The sequence below is a fragment of the Nonomuraea sp. NPDC049646 genome (genome assembly GCF_044465525.1).
Lineage (GTDB): Bacteria > Actinomycetota > Actinomycetes > Streptosporangiales > Streptosporangiaceae > Nonomuraea.
On record NZ_JBITLU010000008.1, the window covers coordinates 417,960 to 436,850 of the forward strand.

The following is an 18,891-nucleotide window of genomic DNA, read 5'->3' on the forward strand; positions in this document are numbered from 1 at the left end:
GGAAACTTTATGCCGCGCTTATCCGTCGTATCCGGCATAGGGGGCCCCAAATGAAGGGGACGATTCGTGAACGCGCAAATCCTGCCCGTCGCGGGTGCGATGAAAGGCGCCCGCTGCCCGAAAGTCAGCCTCACCTCCGACGGCCGCACCTTGACCGTCACCGACGAAGCCAGGGGCCGTTCCACCACCCTGTCGCCCGCGTCGCTCTACCGTTACGACTATTCGACGGACGGCTCCGGGAAGAGGTCGCGCTTCCTGAAAGGGGTCGCCGCCCTCGACCCCGACGGGCTCGTCCTGCTGGACCTCCCCGGCGACTGGGACCCACCCCACCTGCGGGACTTCGCCGCCAAGGCCGGCATCCCGCTCCGCGACGGCCGGGACGACAGCTCCGGACGGGCGCGCCGGATCCTCGCCGCCCGCGCCCCCGGCTGGGAACGCATCCGCGGAATTCCGGCGCCTCGGACGGCCCGATGGGACATGGCGCTGGGGGTGTGCGCGGGAATCGCCGGGCTGGCGTTGATGGTGTATCTGGGGGCTGCCGGAATGTGGGGCGCCTGGCGCGGCTTCTCGACCGTCGGCCATTTCCTGACGGACCTGATCCAGGCCAAATGGCTGGTGGTGGCTTTCAGTCCCGCACTGCTCGTCGTACGGCCTGTGCTGGGCGGGGTGCATCGGTGGCAGGAGAGGCGTGGTCTGGTCGTGGGGCTGCCTGGAGGGCCGTACCTGCGGATGAAGTCGTCCCGGACGCTGTCGGTGTACCGCCGTTCGGAGGTCGTCGCCGAACTTCCGGTCGAACCGGGCAGCAGCCTCCTCCGGTACCGCCACGACGACCTGTGCGGCGTCTTCTTCCTCGACCCCGCAGGGAACCCCCTGCTCCACCTGCCCGGCCGCTGGCCCCCGGCTTCGCTCCACCGCTTCACCGAACGGCACGGGCTGGGGCTGGCGATGCACCGGGTCTCCCACGAGGAATACCTCACCCTCACCACCCACTCCCCCCAAGCCTTTCCCTGACCGTTCCACCGTCGCGCCGCCCTCCCCGAACCCTCCGGCCAGACCACGACGGCCTCCAGGTTGGCGGTGGCTATTGGTCGGCCACCGGTCTTCGGTGGCTGGGCGGCGATCGTCGGTCCGCGGTTGTACGGCGGCGGCCACTCGCCTTCGGTGGTGTTACGGCGATCACCGGTTCGCGGTCGTTCGGTGGAGTTACCAGTGGGTGGCCGCTCGGTCGTAGCCACCGGTGGGCGATGGGTGAGCGGTGGTCAAGCCGTCTGTGGTCGGTTGTGTGGCAGTTGCCGGCCTGTACGGGGGCGATCGGCCGTTAGTGGACGATTGCGACCATCACGTCCGAAGCCGAAGGGCGTTCCTCGGGGCGTTTGTTCAGGCATGCCCCGACCACGCCGCGCAAGGCGGGCGGCAGCGGCGACAGGTCCGGATGGAACGTGAGCACCCGGTTGAAGACGGCAGGCACGGTGTCCTCGCCGAACGCCGGACGCCCGGTGGCCGCGAACATCATCGTCACCGCCCAGCTGAACACGTCGGACGCCGGCCCCACAGGCTCCCCGGTCAGCTGCTCCGGCGACATGTACGGCGGCGTCCCCACCATCTTCCCGGACGTCATGGTCATCCGGTCGAGCGCCCTGGCGATCCCGAAGTCGATCACCCGCGGCCCGTCGTGCCCGATCAGGACGTTGCTCGGCTTGAAGTCACGATGCACCACCCCGGCCTTGTGGATGGCCGCCAGCGCTCCGGCTGTGGATAACGCCAGCCGCGTCAGGCCGTCCTCGTCGCGGGGCCCGTGGCGCCGTACGAGTTGCTCCAGCGACGGCCCCTCCACATATTCCGAGACGATGTACGCGTGCTGCCCGTTGATGTTCACATCGAGCACCCGGGCTGTGGAGAACGTGGCGACCCGCCGAGCCGCGTCCACCTCCCGCGCGAACCGGGTGCGGGCCGTCTCGTCGACCAGGTCGTGCAGCACCTTGACCGCCACCCGCGCCCCGTTGGGCGCCATGGCCAGGTAGACGGCGCCCTGCCCGCCGCGCCCGAGCTGGTGCAGCACCCGGTAGTGCCCGATCCACTCCGGCTGCCCGCGATGCTGCTGATGGGTGGGGGCCGTGGTCCGTTGATGCAGGTCGGCGGGCCGGTGCTGCGGCCCGGGCGTCTGGGCGGGGGCGTGCATGGGCGCCTGCGTGCGTACGGTGGCCTGCGCGTGCACCGGCGGCCGGTGGCGCGCCCGCGCCATCGCCGGCACCAGGACGGCCGAATGGGCGATCCCGCCGATCCAGGCGATCACGAACCCGAACGAGATCAAAGTCGACATCGGCTCGGGGATGTTGTCGAAGTCCTCGTACAGCATGATGGCGATGACGAACGAGCCGATCAGGACCAGGTAGACGCAGGCCCCGATGGCCTGCCAGGTGCTCCGCAGCCAGAATGCCGCGAACCCGATCGTGAACGGGGTCGCCAGCCCGCACGAGATGAGGGCCAGGCTGGCCCACCCGATGGCGGCCGCCCACGCCCCGCTGCTGGGACGGACCGGATGGCTGTACGGCATGGCCGAGAGACTATCGCCATGCAGTCGTTCATATCGGACAGTCATCCAGCCTGTGGATAACTTCCACCGAACCTGTGGACGGCTGTGGAAAAACTGGGGACAACGGTCTTGGCTCATTCACCTCCGCCGCCAAGTACGTCATGATGTTGAACCATGGCGCGGATACCGGGAGTCGGACTGGCGAAAGGGTTGTCCATCACTCTTCGCCACATGCTGCGCAAATCCGTCACCCAGCAGTATCCCGAGGTCAAGCCGGCTCTTCCGCCGCGCAGTCGAGGTGTCATCGCCCTCGTTGAGGAAAATTGCACCTCTTGCATGCTCTGTGCCCGAGAGTGCCCCGACTGGTGCATCTACATCGACTCCCACAAGGAGACGATCCCGGCGCCGGAGGGCGGGCGTCCCCGTCAGCGCAACGTGCTCGACCGGTTCGCCATCGACTTCGCGCTGTGCATGTACTGCGGCATCTGCATCGAGGTCTGCCCCTTCGACGCGCTCTTCTGGTCTCCGGAGTTCGAGTACGCCGAGGGTGACATCCGGAACCTTCTTCACGAGAAGGACAAGCTGGCGTCGTGGACCCAGACCGTCCCGCCGCCGCCCGCCCACGATCCCGGCGCCGAACCTCCCAAGGAGCTCACGGCGGCCCCTCGCCGTCCCGCCGCCCGTACCGGAACCACCCGCCCCGGAGCGGCGCCTGAGGCCCCCGGCCCCGCCGGAGCCGGGCGCCGCGCCCCGCGAGAGCGGGCGGACGCCACGGGCGAAGCAGCGGCCCCCCTGGGGACGGGCACCGCGCGACCGGGGGCGGCCCCGCAGGGCGAGCGTGCCCGCAGGGGAGCGACGGGCGTCCCGGGCGAGGGCGCCACCGAGCCGGGAGCCGTGCCACCGGGGAGCGGAGAACCTGGGGCGGCTGCCTCCGGTGCGACGCCGGGCGCCGACTCCGAGACCGGCACCACATCGACGCTCGGCCCCGACTCCGCCGTGAGCGCAACCCCCGACGCGGGCTCCGCCACAAGCGCAACTCCCGGCACCGAAGCAGCGCGCCGTCCTGAAGGCGGGGAAGCCGCCCCTGCCCCCGAGGGCGCCGCAGCAGGTGACGCCGGACGGGCCGCCGCGACTCCGCCTTCTGGGCGCACCGACGCGAGCCCGTCGGCCGGAGGCGTCGAAGAGCGTGCCGGCGCCGACCGGGAAGAGCGGGCAGGTGAGAAGGCCGGCTCCGCGGAAGCTCCCAAGGCCGCCCCCGGCGAAGGCCCGGCCGCGCCTCCGCCCCCCGCGGGCCGCCGCGAGCGCACGCGCAGGCCCATGTCCAACGTACGAGGCATCCGTCCTCCAGGCGCTCTCCCGCCCAGCCCGCAGCCGTCCGAGCCGTCCTCCGCAACTCCCGCCCCCGCACAGGGCCAGGAACCGGAAGACACTCGCCCGTCCGACACAAAGCCCCCGAAACCACCGACAGCGGCAAGCCCGTCAGATGTGACGGAAGGCGATGTTCCCCCCGCGGCGGAGGGCGCCGCGCCGCGCGTCCATGAGGACGACGCCGCAGCTCCGGCAGGCGAGGAGCCGAACCGCCGCCCGCCCGGCCAGGGCACCCCAGCCCCGGACGAGCACCCGCCGGGAACGCCTTCATCCACAGGCGAGCCGCCCTCGAACGGGTTTTCCACAGGCGCGGGTGAACCGTCTCCGGAACCCGGCCCGGACGAGCAGACTTCTTCCGCGAGCCCCCGCAGGCGCCGGATGGCGGACCCGAGGTCCATCCGACCGCCGGGGCGGCTCGGCCCTGACGACACAGAGGAGTCCGAGGAGGAGTCGTGACCGAGGCGGTGCCCTCCTACCTGTCACCCACCGGGCAAGAGATCGTCTTCTTGCTGCTGGGAGCGGTAGCGGTTGGATCGGCGCTGCTCGTCGTCACGACCCGGCAACTCGTCCACGCCGCCCTGTGGCTCGTGGTCTCCTTCGGCGCGCTCGCGGGCGGCTACCTGGTGCTGACGGCCGAGTTCGTGGCCTGGGTCCAGGTGCTCATCTACGTGGGCGCGGTGGTGGTCCTGATGCTGTTCGGCATCATGCTCACCCGTGCCCCGATCGGCCGTTCCGCCGACCTCGACAGCGGCAACCGGCCGGTGGCCGCCCTGGTGGCGGTGGCGACCGCCGCGGTCCTGGTCACGGTCGTGATCGACGGTTTCCGCACGGCGTACACCCCGCTCACGCCGGGCCAGGGGGCGGCCAAGGAACTGGGCGCCAGCGTCTTCGCCACCTGGGTGCTGCCGTTCGAGGCGTTGTCCGTGCTGCTGCTCGCCGCATTGATCGGAGCCATCGTGCTGTCCCGTACGGACATTCCCGGCTCGCCGCCCGATCAGACCGGGGGTCACTAGTGCACATCGTCTACCCGGCGGTCGTCTCCGCGCTGCTGTTCTCCGTGGGCGTCTACGGCGTGCTGGCCAGGCGCAACACGATCCTCGTGCTGATGTCGGTCGAGCTGATGCTCAACGCCGTCAACCTCAATCTGGTGGCGTTCGACGTGTGGCTGCGCGACCGGCTGCACAGCGGCCAGGTGCTCACCCTCTTCGTCATCGTCATCGCCGCCGCCGAGGTCGGTCTCGGCCTGGCGATCGTCCTGGCCCTCTACCGCAACCGCCGCACCGTCGACCTCGACCACCTCCGTGAGCTGTCCGAGCCTGCCGACGAACGCCCTGACCTGGTCCCGAGCGGCGTCCGCCCGACCGCCACCCCCGCCGCTGACACCATGCCGCCCTCTCCCGACGACCACCGTCCGGCCGGCTCGGGCCGGCCCCTCTCGGACGACCACCGCGCCGGGCGAGGGGGCGAGCTGTGACGACGTTCCCGCTGCTGGCCGTGTTGCTGCCGGCCATCGCCGCCGCCACAGGCCTGCTGCTCTCCCGCTGGCCGCACGGCCGCCCCGCTGTCCAGGGACAACCACCGGGCCGCGCGCGGCTGGCGGCGGCCGAGAAGACCGCCGGCGAACGCGGCAACACCCGAGCCGCCTGGATCGCCGTCATCCCGACCGCGGCGTCGGCCGTCCTGGCTCTCTGGCTGGCCTGGGGGCCGGGCTTCACGTTCCTCGAAGGCGGCGCCCCCACACAGCCCGTGGGCCGCACGTACGGCTCGATCGTCACCGGCGGCGTCCCGATCTCGCTGACCCTGCTGGCCGACGACCTGTCGGCCGTCCTCGGCGTCCTGGTGACGCTGGTGGCGCTCGCCGTGCAGGTCTACTCGGTCGGCTACCTCAAAGACGATCCCCGCTACCCCTCCTACAGCGCGTTCATCAGCCTGTTCACCAGTGCCATGCTCCTGGTGGTCTACGCGGGCGACCTCCTGGTCCTCTACGTGGGCTGGGAGATCATGGGCCTGTGCTCCTACCTGCTCATCGGTCACTGGTGGGAAGACCGGGGCAATTCGCGCGCGGCGGTCAAGGCGTTCCTCGTCACCCGGCTCGGCGACGTCGGCTTCCTGTTCGGCATCTTCGTCCTCGGCACGGCGGCGGGCAGCTTCCGCGTCGCCGACGTGCTGGCGAAGGTGCCCGACCTGTCCGCGGCCACCCTGACGACGGCCACCATGCTGCTGCTGTGCGGCGTCGCCGGCAAGAGCGCCCAGGTGCCGCTGCACACCTGGCTCCCGGACGCCATGGCCGGCCCGACCCCGATCAGCGCCCTGATCCACGCCGCCACCATGGTCGCCGCGGGCATCTTCATCGTGGCCAGGCTCTTTCCCGCCTTCCTCGCCGCCCGTCCCACGCTCGACGTCCTGGCCGTCATCGCCGCGATCGGCATGCTGGGCGCCGCACTGGCCGCGTTCGCCCAGGACGACCTGAAACGCGTGCTGGCCTACTCCACGGTCAGCCAGCTCGCCTACATGGCCGGCGGCCTGGCCGCGGGCTCCGACCGGGCGGCGATCTTCCACCTGGTGACCCACGGGGCGTTCAAAGCGCTGCTGTTCCTGTGCGCGGGCGTGGTGATCCACCACGTCGGCTCCAACCTGATGACTCAGATGGGCGGGTTGCGCCGTGAGCTGCCGGTCACGTTCGCAACGATGACGGTGGGGTTCGCCGCTCTGATGGGCCTCCCGCCGGCCAGCGGCTTCTTCAGCAAGGACGGCGTCCTGGCGGCCATGGACGGCGCGCTGGCCGGCGGCAGCCTCACGGACGCCGCCGCCCTGCTCCTGTACGGCTGCGCCCTCGCGACCGTCGCCGTCACCGGCGCGTACGCCACCAGAGCCTGGCTCCGCACCTTCTTCGGGCCGCCGCGGGTGGTGGCGCTCCCCGAGCCCGAGCCCGGCACGGCCCACGTCGTCGACGTCACCGAGGCCCCCAGGACCATGCTCGTGCCCGTCGTGCTCCTCGCGGTCCCCGCCCTGCTGCTGGGCTTCGCGGGTCGGCCGCACGTCGACCTGGGGGTGGCCGCCATCAGCGTCGTGCTCGCCCTGCTCGGCGCGGGCGTCGTCTATGCCGTCTGGCGCGGCGATCCCGTCACCGACCCGGCACGCCTGCTGGGCCCTCTACGGGTGCCCTGCGAGCGCGCCTTCTACGTCGACGACGTCTACGCGGCGCTGTTCGTCCGCCCGATCACGGCCCTGGCCCGGCTGGTCGTCAGAACGGACGACGTGGTCGTGGACGGCGCCGTCCGCGGGTCGGGCCGCACCGCCCGCGGCCTGTCCGGATGGCTGCGCCTGGCCCAGAACGGCAACGTCCAGCTCTATGTCAGCGGCGTTCTCGCCGGCGTGATCCTGATCGCGGTGGGGGCGGTGATGCTCACATGACGGGCTGGCTGTCGGTCGCGCTGCTCGCCGTGCCCCTGCTCGGCGCGCTCGTGCTCCTCCTCGCCCCCGGCGCGCTCCGCCCGGTCCTGCGCACGTACGGCTTGATCCTGTCGGGAATCACGCTGACGTTGGCCCTGGTCATGGCGGCCACGTTCGACCACGGGCGGCCGACGAGCCTGCAGTTCGCGCTCGACCAGCCGTGGATCCCCGGCCTGGGGCTCCGGTTCCACCTGGGCGTCGACGGCATCTCCCTGCCGCTGATCGTCCTCACCGCGCTGCTGACGTTCCTCTGCTTCGGCTACCTGTCCTGGGGCCGGCCCCGCACGCCCGGCCGCTTCCTGGGCAACAGGCCGAGGGCGCTGGTGTTCACGCTGCTGGTGCTCGAAGTCGGCATGATCGGCACGTTCCTCGCCCTCGACCTGCTGCTCTTCTTCGTCTTCTTCGAGATCGTGCTGATCCCGATGTACTTCCTGATCGGCATCTGGGGCGGCGCCGGGCGGCGGGCGGCGTCGGTCAAGTTCATCCTGTACACGCTGCTCGGCTCGGTCGTGATGCTCCTCGGCCTGCTGCTCGTCTGGGCGCGTACCGGCACGCTCGACATGGCCGAGCTGGCCGCGGCACACGGCGCAGGGATGTCCAGGTCCGTGCAGATCCTGGCGTTCGTGGCGATCGGTGTGGGGCTGGCGGTCAAGACGCCGATGTGGCCCCTGCACACCTGGTTGCCCGACGCCCACACCGAGGCCCCGACCGTCGGCTCGGTGCTGCTGGCCGGAGTGCTGCTGAAGATGGGCACGTACGGTTTCGCCAGGATCGCCATCCCCGTCCTCCCCGAGGGGGCGACGGCGGTGGCGCCGTGGCTGGGGGCGTTCGCCGTGGCGGGCATCGTCTACGGCGCCCTGGCGTGCCTGGCCCAGCGTGACCTCAAGCGCATGATCGCCTACTCCTCCGTGGGCCACATGGGTTTCGTCCTGCTCGGCTTCGCCACGCTGACCCCGGTCGGCGTCAACGGCGCCCTGTTCGCGAACGTCGCCCACGGTCTGATCACCGGCCTGCTGTTCTTCCTCGCCGGCGGGATCAAGGACCGCTACCGCACGGCCGACATGCCGAGCCTCGGCGGCGGTCTGCTGGCCACGATGCCGCGCCTGGGATCGGTGCTCACGTTCGCCGCGATCGCCTCGCTCGGGCTGCCCGGCCTGGCCGGGTTCTGGGGGGAGATGCTGGCGCTGCTGGGGGCGTTCCAGCCGGCGAGCGGCCTGCCGCGGGCGCTTTTCCGCACGTACATGGTGATCGGCGGCCTTGGGGCGGTCCTGACGGCCGCGTACTTCGTGCTCATGCTGTCCCGCGTCACCCACGGCCGCCCGTCGGGAGCCGCGCGGCAGCGGGAGCCCCAGCCGGAGGGGGAGACTCCGGACGAACGTCCCGTAGTGCCTCTCGGCTCGGCGGAGTCGCTCGCGGGGCGGCCGGCGACCGCGACGCTCGAAGCCGGGAACCCCACGCAGCGCATCGACGACCTCCGGTCCTACGAAGCGGCGGCGTGGACCCCGCTGGTGGTCCTGATCGTGCTTTTCGGGCTCTGGCCCGGTCTCCTGCTCTCACTCACCACGCCGGTGGCGCAGACCCTGCTGGGAGCCCTGCCATGACTCAGCAGATCGACTACTTCGTCATCGCGCCGCCGCTGGCGTTGGCGGTGGTGGCCGGGCTCGTGCTGCTGCTCGACGTGTTCCTGCCCGCCGCGACGCGCACCCGCACCGCGCTCGGGCTGGTGACCCTGGCGGGGGTCGTCGTGGCCCTCGGGTTCGTGATCGCGCAGGCCGCGGGCGGCACGTCCCGGGCGACGTTCTGCGTGCCGCCGGATCTCGCGACCGGGGGAGCGGGCACGCTCTGCTCGTTCGTCGCCGACCGGTTCACGACGGCCTTCGCGGGGCTGGTGCTCGTCGCGGCCCTGGTGGTCGTGCTGATGTCGATGACGGAGCTGGCCGGGGGCGGCATCCCGGCCGGTGAGTGGTACTTCCTGCTGCTGTGCACCCTCGTCGGCGCGGTGACCCTGCCTGCCTCCCGCGACCTGATCATGCTCGTGGTGGCGCTCGAACTGGTCTCGCTGCCGGTGTTCGCCCTCACCGCGCTCAGGCGCTACGACGGCCGCGCCTCCGAGGCCGCGGTCAAGCTCTTCGTCGTGTCGGTCGTGTCCACGGCCGTCATGCTGTTCGGCGTCTCCCTCCTGTACGGCGTCTCCGGTGCGGTTCACCTCTCCCGCCTGGCGGCCGTCCTGGGAGGCCGGATCCCGGCGCCGGGAGCGGCGGCGGGCACGCATTCCACGGCCTTGGCGACGGCCCACGGGCTGCCCGCGGTCGTCACGGTGGGCGTCGTCCTCGTGGCGGCCGGGTTCGCGTTCAAGATCGCGGCCGTGCCGTTCCACTCCTGGGCGGCGGACGTCTACCAGGGTGCGCCCGTCCCGGTGGCGGCCCTGCTCTCGGTCATCTCCAAGGCGGCCGGGTTCGCGGGGCTCATCCTGGTCCTGGTCGCCGGGCTGGCCGGCCAGTCGTCCGCCTGGGGGCCGGTGATCGCGGTCGTCTCGGCGCTGACCATGACCGTGGGCAACCTGCTCGCCATGCGTCAGCGGTCGGCCGTCCGCATGCTGGCCTGGTCCTCGGTCGCGCAGTCCGGCTACATCCTGGCCCCGCTGGCGGTCGCCGCCACGGCGGCCACGTCCCAGGCCGCGGCCGGCACCTCCGTCGCGTACCTGGTCATCTACGCGGCCATGAACCTCGGAGCCTTCGCCGTCGTCATGCTCGTCTCCAGGGCCGCCCCGCGCAACGAGCTCGACGACTATCGCGGCCTCGTCCTGCGCAGCCCGGCGGCCGGCATCGCGCTGGCGTTCTGCCTGGTCTGCCTGGCCGGGCTGCCGCCGGGGCTGGCCGGCCTCTTCGCCAAGGTCTTCGTGTTCCGGACGATCGTCGAGGGCGGCCTCGGCTGGCTCGCGCTGGTCATGGCCGTCAACACCGTGATCGGCCTCTACTACTACGCCGCCTGGGCGGCCCGCCTCTTCGCTCCTCCCGGGGAGACGCGCCTGCGTGGCTCGTCCCTGCCTGCGTGGCTCGCCGTCGGCCTGGCCCTGGCCGTGGCGATCCTCTTCTCGCTCGCTCCGCAGCTCGTGCTGGACATGACGTCCTTATCGGCCACGAGCTGACCGGAAGCAGGTCATGACACCGGCTGTCCCCGTTGCGGCCAGCCGGGCCGCAACGCGCCCCGCTACCCGGCGGACACGGGGGTAAGTCGCGCTCCGCCCGCAGCTGAGCACGCCGGGGAACGATAGACCGGGTCATCGTCGTTGGACGAGGTGAAACCCGGACCACGAAGGGGGGAGACCTTGCACCACAACGGTCTGCGTACCGCCATCCTCCTGGGAGGTCTGTCCGCGTTCATCATCGTGATGGGCGCGTGGCTCGGGGGTGGCACCGGCCTGCAGATCGCGCTCGTGCTGGCCCTGCTGAGCAACGGCGTCGCCTACTTCTTCTCCGACCGCATCGCGCTGTCGGCCATGCGGGCCAGGCCGGTCAGCGAGGTCGAGCACCCCACGCTCTACCGGATCGTCCGCGAGCTCTCCACCGAGGCGCGCCAGCCGATGCCGCGGCTGTACATCTCCCCGACGGTACAGCCCAACGCCTTCGCGACCGGCCGCAGCCCGCGGAAGGCCGCCGTGTGCGTCACGTACGGCCTGACCCAGTTGCTCGACGAGCGCGAGCTGCGCGGCGTGATCGGGCACGAGCTGTCCCACGTGTACAACCGGGACATCCTCGTCTCGTCCGTGGCCGGTGCGCTGGCCACGATGATCACATGGGTCAGCTACGTCGCCGTCTTCTTCGGCGGCTCCGACGACGACGAGGGGCCCGGGTTCGTGGGCGCCCTGCTGATGATGATCCTCGGGCCCGTGGCGGCCGGCATGGTCCAGATGGCCATCTCCCGCACCAGGGAGTTCCAGGCCGACGAGTCGGGCGCGCGGCTCACGGGCGACCCGCTGGCCCTGGCCTCAGCCCTTCGCAAGATCGAGATGGGTGCGCGCAGGCTGCCGCTTCCCGAGAACAGCCGTCTCACGTCGGCTTCCCACATGATGATCGCGAACCCGTTCAGCGGATCCGGCCTCGGCCGCCTCTTCTCGACGCATCCGCCCACGTCGGAGCGGGTGGCGAGGCTGGAGCGCATGGCCGGCTACCGCCGCTGACCTTCCCGGCCGGTACGAAGTGCGGGGGGACACGTCCGTGCTGAATGCGCCAGGGCCTCCGAAATCGACCGAGAGTCCCGAAAGGGGCTCACCCGTCATCCTGCTCTTGGGTGGTCTTGCTGCCGCGATCAGGGCCTTCCGGCGACGCCGGGACTATCCGGGCTCTCCGGCCGCAGAGATCCTCCTCAGGATGGCCGGCAGGTCCTCCGGGAAGAAGGTCTCCTCGGTGCTCTCGAGTTCCTCCGCGCTCCACCACCGGTGCCCGGTCGTCGTCTCCTTCTCGATCTGCTCCATGTGCTCGAACGAGACGGCGGCGTCGTGCACCCGGATCGCGAAGAAGGTCTGGTCCTGCGTGATCGCATAATCGGACCAGCAGAACTCGATCGTGCTCGTCCCGTACGGCCCGGTGAACTCCTCCACCTCCCGCCGGATCCCGACCTCCTCGTACAGCTCGCGCGCGGCGGCCTGCCGAAGCTCCTCCCCGGCCTCCGCCGCGCCCCCGATGGTGAACCAGAACGGCTCGTCCGGCACTTGCGGATCAAAGCCGTGCAGCAGCAGCACCCGGTCTTTCGCGTCGAGGGGCAGGACGCGTGCCGTGAAGCGGCGCAGGGGGATCTTCGTCACGGTGGTCGAGCCTACGATGCCGGATTCGCCCGTTCCAACGCGAACGCAGGCCCGAGGCACAAGAAGGCGCGTACGCCGCCATGTGCCCCGGATGCCGACCTGTTAGCGGTAGTTCACGAATTGCAGAGCGATGTCCAGATCCTTGCCCTTGAGCAGAGAAATGACGTCCTGCAGATCGTCCTTCTTCTTCGAGCTGACCCGCAGCTCCTCGCCCTGGATCTGCGCCTTGATGCCCTTGGGGCCCTCGTCGCGGATCAGCTTGGAGATCTTCTTGGCGTTCTCCTGGTCGATGCCCTCCTTGAGGGTGACCAGCATGCGGTATTCCTTGCCCGACAGCCTGGGCTCGCCCGCGTCGAGGATCTTCAGCGAGAGCCCGCGCTTGACCACCTTCTCCTTGAACACGTCGAGTGCGGCATTCGCGCGCTCCTCGCTGTTCGCCTTGATCTCGATGTTGTCCTGACCGGACCAGCTGATGCTCGCCCCGGTGCCCTTGAAGTCGAAGCGGTGTCCGATCTCCTTGACCGTCTGGTTCAGCGCGTTGTCGACCTCCTGGCGGTCGATCTTGCTGACGATGTCGAAAGATGAATCGGCCAAAACACCCATCCTCTCGGCTGTGAAAGCGTTATTCGGGATCCCGCCTCTCCGCCGTAGGCGAAACCGCTCCGCCGTACGTCGAATGCGCGGACCCAGCGAACGAGCCTAGCCAGCATCGGCGCGCCGTGCAGTCCACGTGGGCGTGCGGCGGCTTGATGCCGGGCCCTCGGCGACGGATCATGCCTGTGGGCCCACATTTCGCAGTTTCCGATCGTATTGGTAGGGATCATGCGAGTCATCGGAGCCGGCTTCGGCCGCACCGGAACCTTGTCCACCAAGACCGCGCTGGAACGTCTGGGCTTCGGCCCATGTCACCACATGACGGAGGTGCTCCAGAATCCCGTCCACATCCGACGCTGGCTGGACCTCGCCGAAGGCCGTCCGGTCACCTGGGAAACCCTCATGTCGGGGTACGACTCCTGCGTCGACTGGCCGGCCGCCGCGTACTGGCGCGAACTCGCCCAGCACTACACCGACGCCAAGGTCATCCTCACCGTCCGCGACCCGGAACGCTGGCTGGCCAGCATGAACGCCACCATCTTCAAACAGTCGGCCCGCGCCCGCACCTGGTCGGGCCGGACGATGGCCACGCTCTCCCGCCTCCTCGACACGGACTTCGCGGCATTCATCCGGATGACCCGGCTGGTCGTGAGCGAACGCGTCTTCGGCGGCGGCATCCCCGACACCGAACTCGCGCTGAAGATCTTTAACGAACACGTGGAGGAGGTCAAAGCCACCATCCCCCAGGACCGCCTGCTGGTGTTCGAAGTAGCCCAGGGCTGGCAGCCGCTATGCGACTTCCTCGGCGTACCCGTCCCGGACGAACCCTTCCCCAGAACCAACGACGCGGCAGGCTTCGACCAGCACGCACGCGGGATGGGACGCCTGCTGTTCCGGCGCAGCAGGTGACCACGATCCGGCTGGGGACAAACTGGTGTCACGTACACCTCGGAAGTCCGCTATTCTTCTGTCTGTCGCCGCGAAAGCGGATGGCACGGCAGGTTGCCCGAGTGGCCAAAGGGAGCGGTCTGTAAAACCGTCGGCTCAGCCTACGCAAGTTCGAACCTTGCACCTGCCACCAGCAGTAGCTGCAGGTCAGAGGCCCTTCGGGGCCTCTTCTGCGTTTCAGGGGTATGCAGCCGGATGTCGCCGTGAGCGGCCCGTTGTCGCAGGTCCCGGAATATGTCCGGAATGGATCTTGGAGCGTTTCCCCTGGTCGGAGGCCATGATCCGGAGGATTCGCGGGATGTGCCGGGCGTGGGAACGTATTGGGAACGGCGAAGGGTCCCGGTGGCGTTCCGGGACCCTTCTGGGTGGTGCTGGTTGATCACACGGGGAGGGCGTCCTCAATCCGCTTGTTGGCGATCTCCTGTTGGCCGTCGAGGCACTTGGCGTAGACCCTGAGGAGCACGTCCACGCCGTGCCCGGCTCGCTCGGCTACGTCCGGAGCGGGCACGCCCACGTTCAGCCAGAGGGACACCGCCGCATGCCTCAGGTCGTACGGACGACGAGCGAGCGGTGAGGCGAACTGGGCGGGCGTCAGGGCCAGCTTCCGGGCCTCTTGCCAGACCTCCGTGTAGGCCGTCGAGGCCACGACTCCACCACGCTCGCTGCGGAACAGCCGGCCATCCTCGGCGACACCGAACTCTTGGATGTGTTGCCGAAGAATCCGAACCAGCTTGGGCGGGATGGGCACCGGGCGGACATCGTCGCGGCCACGGTGCTTGAGCCCGCGTTCCTCGTGGGCGTCGCCGGTGTCGGTCCACTGGACGTTGACCTCCGGGCGGGAGACATCCACGAGGATGCGGCCCCAGCCGGTTGCCGGAAGATGGCAGTCCTGCTGTCTGAGCGCCACCGTCTCGCCGGGGCGGAGGGCGGCGTAGTACATGCACGCGAACATGGCCTGAAGCCGACGCCCGCGGCCCCGTCCGCCCACGGACGCAACTGCAGTCAGCAGCGCTTCCGCCTGGCGGGGATTCACCACCACCCGAGGGTCTACGGTCTCCGTGGTCTTGGGGGGCTTCCACTTGACTTTGTGCACGGGGTTGACGGGCAGCTCCTCCAGCTCCACCGCGTACTCCAGAACGGCGTGCAGGACCGCCCGCTTGCGGCGGACCGTGTTGGCGCTCGCGGCCTTGCCGTCGAGACGGAGGGCGAGGGCGTCGAGCGCCAGGCGTACCGTCTTGGTCTCGTTCAGGTCGGTCAGGTCGAGCGACGCACCTTCCAGCCACCGAAGCGCCTGCCTGCTCTCCAACGGCACATCCGGACGACGCTTGGTCTCAGGCAGGAGAGCGTACTTGCGCAGCGCGGTACGCAAGATCTCGGCGTCCGGACGGCCGGGGCGGTCCTTCGTGAGAGCGGGCAGGGCCGTGGCGAGAGCGTCAGAAATGCTGTCGCGCGTCTTGGCCGCCGCGTGCGGCCACTTCATGTCGATGTACGCCCTGACGAAGGCGTAGACGGTACGGGCCTCCTTCGCCTTGATCATCGACTGAGGGAGGCCCGTCTCCAGGTCGAACAGTTCGCCCGTCTTGGCGGCCTGGCGAAGGTCAGAGAGCCAGTTCTTCGCCTGAGCCGAGGTGCGGTAGGTCTTGGACTTCTCGCGGCCGGCCACGGTCCAGCGCACGGTGTAGGAGATCGTCTTGCGGTTCTCGCCGGGCTTCGTGGACTTGTTCGGGCGGATGTCCCAGAACTTCACGTCGTAGGAGGCGTTCACGCGACCTCCCTCAAGGACTCCAGCCAGATGTTGAGTTCGCTGCGGTAGATGCGGAGCTCGCCGTTGGGCAGGCGGATGCCGTGTGGTGCCTTGCCGATCTCGCGCCAGCGGTAGAAGGTGCGACGGGAGACTCCGCCGAGTTCGTTGAGGACCTGGCGGACGGTCAGGAGTTCGTCGTGCTTGGTCATGCGGCCCTCCCCATGTCCTCGGTTGCCGAAAGATCTTGTCCGGCTGCTCTGGCCTCCAGCTCGCGGAGATGAGCGCGCCAGCGTTGGCGTTCGTGTACGGAGCGGAGGAGCCGGACGGCCAACGGCGGTACGTTGGCGTCGCCGGCCGGGACGGGGCGCCAGATGTAGCGATGCGGGTCGGTGGGTTCGTCGGCCTGGCCGAGGGCTTCCAGGACCCATGTCCGGCGGTCCTGCTTGTGCTCGGCGAGGGTCTTGTTGCTCCACTTGCGGGAGACCAGGACGCGCCGTCCGGCGTAGCCGAGGTGGTCGGGCTTGTGGGCCTTGCCACGGCACCGGCCGGGCTGCATGCCGGGCTTGGCGCCCTTGGGCTGGACGCCGTAGCGGAGCCAGTTCGGGCAGGTAGGCGAGCAGGGTTCGTAGCGGAGGGCGTCCAGCATGCGGGCGGCGTGCTCGCGCTGGGCATGGCCGCCGTCGAGGGCGTCGCCGAGGGACTTGGTGAGGTACTTGGACAGATACCGGATGCACTGATCGGCGTCCGGGGTGCCCGCCAAGACGCCTTGGACGTCGATCTGTTCGCCGAAGCGGATGACGTGCAATGGTTCCGCGTCCTCGTCGAGGGCGTCGAGGGCTTCGTCCCAGCTGGGCAGAACTTCCCCGGTGGCCGGGTCGAGGTAGCCGGCCTGCTCGTCCCAGACGGGCAGGTGGTCACCGTCGAAGACGACTTCGTCGGCCTGGGGCCACCAGACCTGGTGATAGGTGGCCGCCGCGATCTGCTTGATCTCCGCGCGGGGGAGGGTGCCGCGGATGGCCATGTGCAGGTGTGGGGCGAGCCGCTTCTGAGGTTCCACCGAGGCGAAGTACTGGACGTCGTAACCCGCGACCCGGCGCAGGTTCTGCACGAACCGGTCCACGAGCTTGGAGAAGTGCAGCGCGTCCCGAGCGGCACGCCGGTAGTCGTAGGCGTCCGGGTCGAGCGGTACGCCGTCGCGGACCTTGCCGTAGCTGGGCAGGGTGAGCGTCACGAACAGAGACGGTCGGTAGACCTTGCCGTCCGTGCCTTGGAAGGTACGTCCCAGGGTGGTGTGGGCCATCTTGCGCTTGGGCAGGTCAGGCGCGTCCTGCCGCCGCCGCGTGGAGCGAGAGCGCTTCGCGGTGGTACGACCGAGGACGTTGCCGCGCATCCCGGCGGCATTGATCTCCTCGTCCAGGCCGCTGATTAGCTGGTCCAACTCGGTGGTGTCGTGGCCGGCCTTCTCGGCGGCCTCGCGCTGGGCGTGGACATCGGCGCGGAACTCGACCAGCCAGCGCTGTTCCTCGTTCGGCTCGTCCGGGGTGATCGCGGGTTCGCTGTCGAGGTGCCAGCCCTCGCGGCACTGAGCCTTGCGGAGCTGCTTGTTGCGCTTGGCACACGGCGGGCACTTGCTGTCGAAGGTGGCCCCGCACGGAACGTCGATGATCTCCCACTTGCCGGTGTACGTGTCGAGGCGCTTGAGCGGGATGGGCCGGATGCAGACGCCGTGCTGCTTGGCGACCTCCACAAGCACGTCCCGGGCCACTGGCATGGCCTGACGTACGGCCCGGGGGAGTGCGCGGTCGTGCGGATGGGTCACGCGGTCCTCCCTTCGTCGGTGGTCTCGGTCATGAGGGCGCAGAGGCGGTAGTGCCCCAGTTGGGGGTGAGCGTGGATGCGGGAGTGGTAGAGCTCGAAGACGCGCATGCGGGGCAGGTCACGAGCGGTCAGCAGGACCAGCAGCGGACGGGCGGCGACCAGGCTGATCTCATCGGCCGTCCCGTGGAAGCAGATCTTCACGCGGCCTCCCCGAACTGAGCGGCCATGGCACGGATGTCGGCGTCGGAGACGTAGGCGGCGCGGACTCGGACGGGTTCGGGGCTGGCTTCCAGCCGGACGTAGCCGACGCCCGCGCCCAGCTCCGGAACCGGCGAGATGTGGTCAGCGAGCGCGCCGCGATCACGTGCGCCGTCACCGAGGACCATGTCCACCTGCTCCGACTCGTCCAGCCGCAGGGCGATCTTGTCGGGGAACAGGTTGCGGATGTTCATGACCTCTTTGCGCGGGTCCTGGAGTGCGGCCAGGACGCCGACGCCGACTGCGCGGCCTTGCGTGGTGAGCGTGGCCAGCGCGGCGGAGATGCGTTGCCGGAGTTGCCGGTCGGACTGGTAGGCGGTCAGGAACGCCACCTCGTCGACCACGACCAGGACGAAGGGGGCATCGACGGTGGGGGAGTGGGAGCGCTGGAGGCCGGCGAAGCGAGCCGCCCGCTTCTGCATGACGCTCACGGCCTCGTCCAGCAGGTCGGCGCACTCTTCCGGCGTGGCCGCGTAACGCGGGCCGAACAGGTCGCGGCCGTAGGACAGTTCCATCAGCTTGGGGTCCAGCGCCCACAGCTCGACCAGGCCCGCACGGGCGGCGGGGAGCAGGGAGCGGATGACGGACCAGATGATCGATCCCTTGCCGGCCCCGGTCGCGCCCGCGACGAGGACATGGGTGCCGTGCACCTTCAGCCGCCACGGCCGCCCGTCCTCTTGCTTGCCAATCTCGACCGGCCCCACGGTCGGCTCCTGCGGTATAGGCAGCGCCGAGAGGGGCGAGGCGAGTGGATCACTGCGCGGAAAGGTCAGCGTCAGCCGACCAGCGTGAGACAGCGCCACCCGGCACGACTTCGCGCCGAAGCCTTGGGCCAGGTGGTCGGTTCGGTCGGACCAGTCCTTGACCGCTTGACCCTTGAGCATGCGTACGGTGACCAGGTCGGCCCACGAGGTGCACGTGACCTTGCCCAGGCGCGGGACGTAGTCACGGCCCCGCAGGTGACGGCCGAGACCGGAGACGATCATGACGGGTTGCCAGTGCCGGCGGTAGACCCACACGAGCCGCCACCAGGCCAGCAGCCGGTAACCAGCGAGACGGGCGAACGACGGCCGGTCGAGGAACGCCCACGAGACCAAGGCCAAGACGACCGTCCCGGCCAAGGACGCCGCCAACGGCCAGCCGTAGAAGTACCAGGCAGCGCCGAGAGCCGCCGGAACGAGGGCCGCGATGGGGTGACGCCAGATCGTACGGACGAGCCCGGCGAGCATGCGTCCGGTGAGGATGACGATGGTGAGGATGGCGGGAGTGGTGACGACGGCCGGGCGGAAGACGACGGCCGTGTCGGGCGTGGTGGTGACGAGGTTGCGCGCCTCGTCGCCAGGCAGCCGCTTGAACATAAGCTTGGAACCT

General features: G+C 69.9%; 16 protein-coding genes, 1 tRNA gene and 1 pseudogene. 10 read left to right on the forward strand and 8 right to left on the reverse strand.

Annotation, left to right across the window (positions count from 1 at the left end; translation table 11 throughout):
• Window positions 1-66: 66 nt before the first annotated feature.
• On the forward strand, window positions 67-1,011 hold the full coding sequence (locus ACIBQ8_RS26080) for a hypothetical protein (protein WP_397193180.1): 945 nt from the start codon (window positions 67-69) through the stop codon (window positions 1,009-1,011).
• A gap of 307 nt (window positions 1,012-1,318) precedes the next feature.
• Here the strand turns inward: ACIBQ8_RS26080 and ACIBQ8_RS26085 are convergent, their stop codons facing one another.
• Window positions 1,319-2,554 (reverse strand): serine/threonine-protein kinase, encoded by a 1,236-nt coding sequence (locus ACIBQ8_RS26085; protein WP_397173045.1) that lies wholly within the window; start codon window positions 2,552-2,554, stop codon window positions 1,319-1,321.
• Window positions 2,555-2,869: 315 nt separating this feature from the next.
• On the opposite strand from ACIBQ8_RS26085, the gene ACIBQ8_RS26090 reads away from it, so the two are divergent.
• From ACIBQ8_RS26090 to htpX, 7 genes and pseudogenes are all read left to right on the forward strand, one after another.
• Window positions 2,870-4,357 (forward strand): 4Fe-4S binding protein, encoded by a 1,488-nt coding sequence (locus tag ACIBQ8_RS26090; protein WP_397193223.1) that lies wholly within the window; start codon window positions 2,870-2,872, stop codon window positions 4,355-4,357.
• Window positions 4,354-4,914: an NADH-quinone oxidoreductase subunit J gene (locus ACIBQ8_RS26095; RefSeq protein WP_352322488.1), complete on the forward strand. Its 561-nt coding sequence runs from the start codon at window positions 4,354-4,356 to the stop codon at window positions 4,912-4,914. Before ACIBQ8_RS26090 ends, ACIBQ8_RS26095 begins: the two co-directional genes overlap by 4 nt.
• Window positions 4,914-5,210: pseudogene (nuoK, locus tag ACIBQ8_RS26100) on the forward strand (NADH-quinone oxidoreductase subunit NuoK); the annotation flags it as partial. The gene ACIBQ8_RS26095 and the pseudogene nuoK, both read left to right, overlap by 1 nt.
• A 161-nt stretch (window positions 5,211-5,371) precedes the next feature.
• On the forward strand, window positions 5,372-7,315 hold the full coding sequence (locus ACIBQ8_RS26105) for an NADH-quinone oxidoreductase subunit L (RefSeq protein WP_397193181.1): 1,944 nt from the start codon (window positions 5,372-5,374) through the stop codon (window positions 7,313-7,315).
• Window positions 7,312-8,955: a NuoM family protein gene (locus ACIBQ8_RS26110; RefSeq protein WP_397193182.1), complete on the forward strand. Its 1,644-nt coding sequence runs from the start codon at window positions 7,312-7,314 to the stop codon at window positions 8,953-8,955. The genes ACIBQ8_RS26105 and ACIBQ8_RS26110 overlap by 4 nt, the downstream gene beginning before the upstream one ends.
• Window positions 8,952-10,502, forward strand: coding sequence for an NADH-quinone oxidoreductase subunit N (locus ACIBQ8_RS26115; RefSeq protein WP_397193183.1), 1,551 nt, complete (start codon window positions 8,952-8,954; stop codon window positions 10,500-10,502). The genes ACIBQ8_RS26110 and ACIBQ8_RS26115 overlap by 4 nt, the downstream gene beginning before the upstream one ends.
• Before the next feature lie 180 nt (window positions 10,503-10,682).
• Complete coding sequence (gene htpX / locus ACIBQ8_RS26120) at window positions 10,683-11,534, forward strand: zinc metalloprotease HtpX (RefSeq protein WP_397173052.1); 852 nt, start codon at window positions 10,683-10,685, stop codon at window positions 11,532-11,534.
• A 153-nt stretch (window positions 11,535-11,687) separates the two neighbouring features.
• Here the strand turns inward: htpX and ACIBQ8_RS26125 are convergent, their stop codons facing one another.
• Both ACIBQ8_RS26125 and ACIBQ8_RS26130 read right to left on the reverse strand, forming a co-directional pair.
• Complete coding sequence (locus tag ACIBQ8_RS26125) at window positions 11,688-12,158, reverse strand: NUDIX hydrolase (RefSeq protein ID WP_397193184.1); 471 nt, start codon at window positions 12,156-12,158, stop codon at window positions 11,688-11,690.
• A gap of 102 nt (window positions 12,159-12,260) precedes the next feature.
• The gene (locus tag ACIBQ8_RS26130; RefSeq protein ID WP_397173056.1) at window positions 12,261-12,752 is read right to left on the reverse strand and encodes a YajQ family cyclic di-GMP-binding protein; all 492 of its coding nucleotides are present in this window, start codon (window positions 12,750-12,752) and stop codon (window positions 12,261-12,263) included.
• 228 nt (window positions 12,753-12,980) lie between these two features.
• Here ACIBQ8_RS26130 and ACIBQ8_RS26135 point away from each other — a divergent pair, with 228 nt between their 5' ends.
• Both ACIBQ8_RS26135 and ACIBQ8_RS26140 read left to right on the forward strand, forming a co-directional pair.
• Window positions 12,981-13,661, forward strand: a complete 681-nt coding sequence (locus ACIBQ8_RS26135) for a sulfotransferase family protein (RefSeq protein WP_397193185.1) — start codon at window positions 12,981-12,983, stop codon at window positions 13,659-13,661.
• An 87-nt stretch (window positions 13,662-13,748) separates the two neighbouring features.
• Window positions 13,749-13,833: transfer RNA gene (locus ACIBQ8_RS26140), tRNA-Tyr, on the forward strand.
• A 246-nt stretch (window positions 13,834-14,079) separates the two neighbouring features.
• Here the strand turns inward: ACIBQ8_RS26140 and ACIBQ8_RS26145 are convergent.
• The 5 genes from ACIBQ8_RS26145 to ACIBQ8_RS26165 are packed head-to-tail and all read right to left on the reverse strand — an operon-like array spanning window position 14,080 to window position 18,878.
• Window positions 14,080-15,465: a tyrosine-type recombinase/integrase gene (locus ACIBQ8_RS26145; RefSeq protein WP_397193186.1), complete on the reverse strand. Its 1,386-nt coding sequence runs from the start codon at window positions 15,463-15,465 to the stop codon at window positions 14,080-14,082.
• Entirely contained in the window at window positions 15,462-15,653 is a 192-nt protein-coding gene (locus ACIBQ8_RS26150; protein WP_367804214.1) for a helix-turn-helix transcriptional regulator, read from the reverse strand. Before ACIBQ8_RS26150 ends, ACIBQ8_RS26145 begins: the two co-directional genes overlap by 4 nt.
• Window positions 15,650-17,263, reverse strand: a complete 1,614-nt coding sequence (locus tag ACIBQ8_RS26155) for a replication initiator (protein WP_397193187.1) — start codon at window positions 17,261-17,263, stop codon at window positions 15,650-15,652. Before ACIBQ8_RS26155 ends, ACIBQ8_RS26150 begins: the two co-directional genes overlap by 4 nt.
• On the reverse strand, window positions 17,260-17,463 hold the full coding sequence (locus ACIBQ8_RS26160) for a hypothetical protein (RefSeq protein ID WP_397193188.1): 204 nt from the start codon (window positions 17,461-17,463) through the stop codon (window positions 17,260-17,262). The genes ACIBQ8_RS26155 and ACIBQ8_RS26160 overlap by 4 nt, the downstream gene beginning before the upstream one ends.
• On the reverse strand, window positions 17,460-18,878 hold the full coding sequence (locus tag ACIBQ8_RS26165; RefSeq protein ID WP_397193189.1) for an FtsK/SpoIIIE domain-containing protein: 1,419 nt from the start codon (window positions 18,876-18,878) through the stop codon (window positions 17,460-17,462). Before ACIBQ8_RS26165 ends, ACIBQ8_RS26160 begins: the two co-directional genes overlap by 4 nt.
• Window positions 18,879-18,891: the final 13 nt, after the last annotated feature.

Bases quoted from the DNA above. Each gene is read 5' to 3' on its own strand.
- ACIBQ8_RS26085 (WP_397173045.1), bottom strand. From the start codon at position 2,554: ATGCCGTACAGCCATCCGGTCCGTCCCAGCAGCGGGGCGTGGGCGGCC.
- ACIBQ8_RS26090 (WP_397193223.1), top strand. From the start codon at position 2,870: ATGCTCTGTGCCCGAGAGTGCCCCGACTGGTGCATCTACATCGACTCC.
- ACIBQ8_RS26110 (WP_397193182.1), top strand. From the start codon at position 7,312: ATGACGGGCTGGCTGTCGGTCGCGCTGCTCGCCGTGCCCCTGCTCGGC.
- ACIBQ8_RS26115 (WP_397193183.1), top strand. From the start codon at position 8,952: ATGACTCAGCAGATCGACTACTTCGTCATCGCGCCGCCGCTGGCGTTG.
- ACIBQ8_RS26135 (WP_397193185.1), top strand. From the start codon at position 12,981: ATGCGAGTCATCGGAGCCGGCTTCGGCCGCACCGGAACCTTGTCCACC.
- ACIBQ8_RS26150 (WP_367804214.1), bottom strand. From the start codon at position 15,653: ATGACCAAGCACGACGAACTCCTGACCGTCCGCCAGGTCCTCAACGAA.
- ACIBQ8_RS26165 (WP_397193189.1), bottom strand. From the start codon at position 18,878: ATGTTCAAGCGGCTGCCTGGCGACGAGGCGCGCAACCTCGTCACCACC.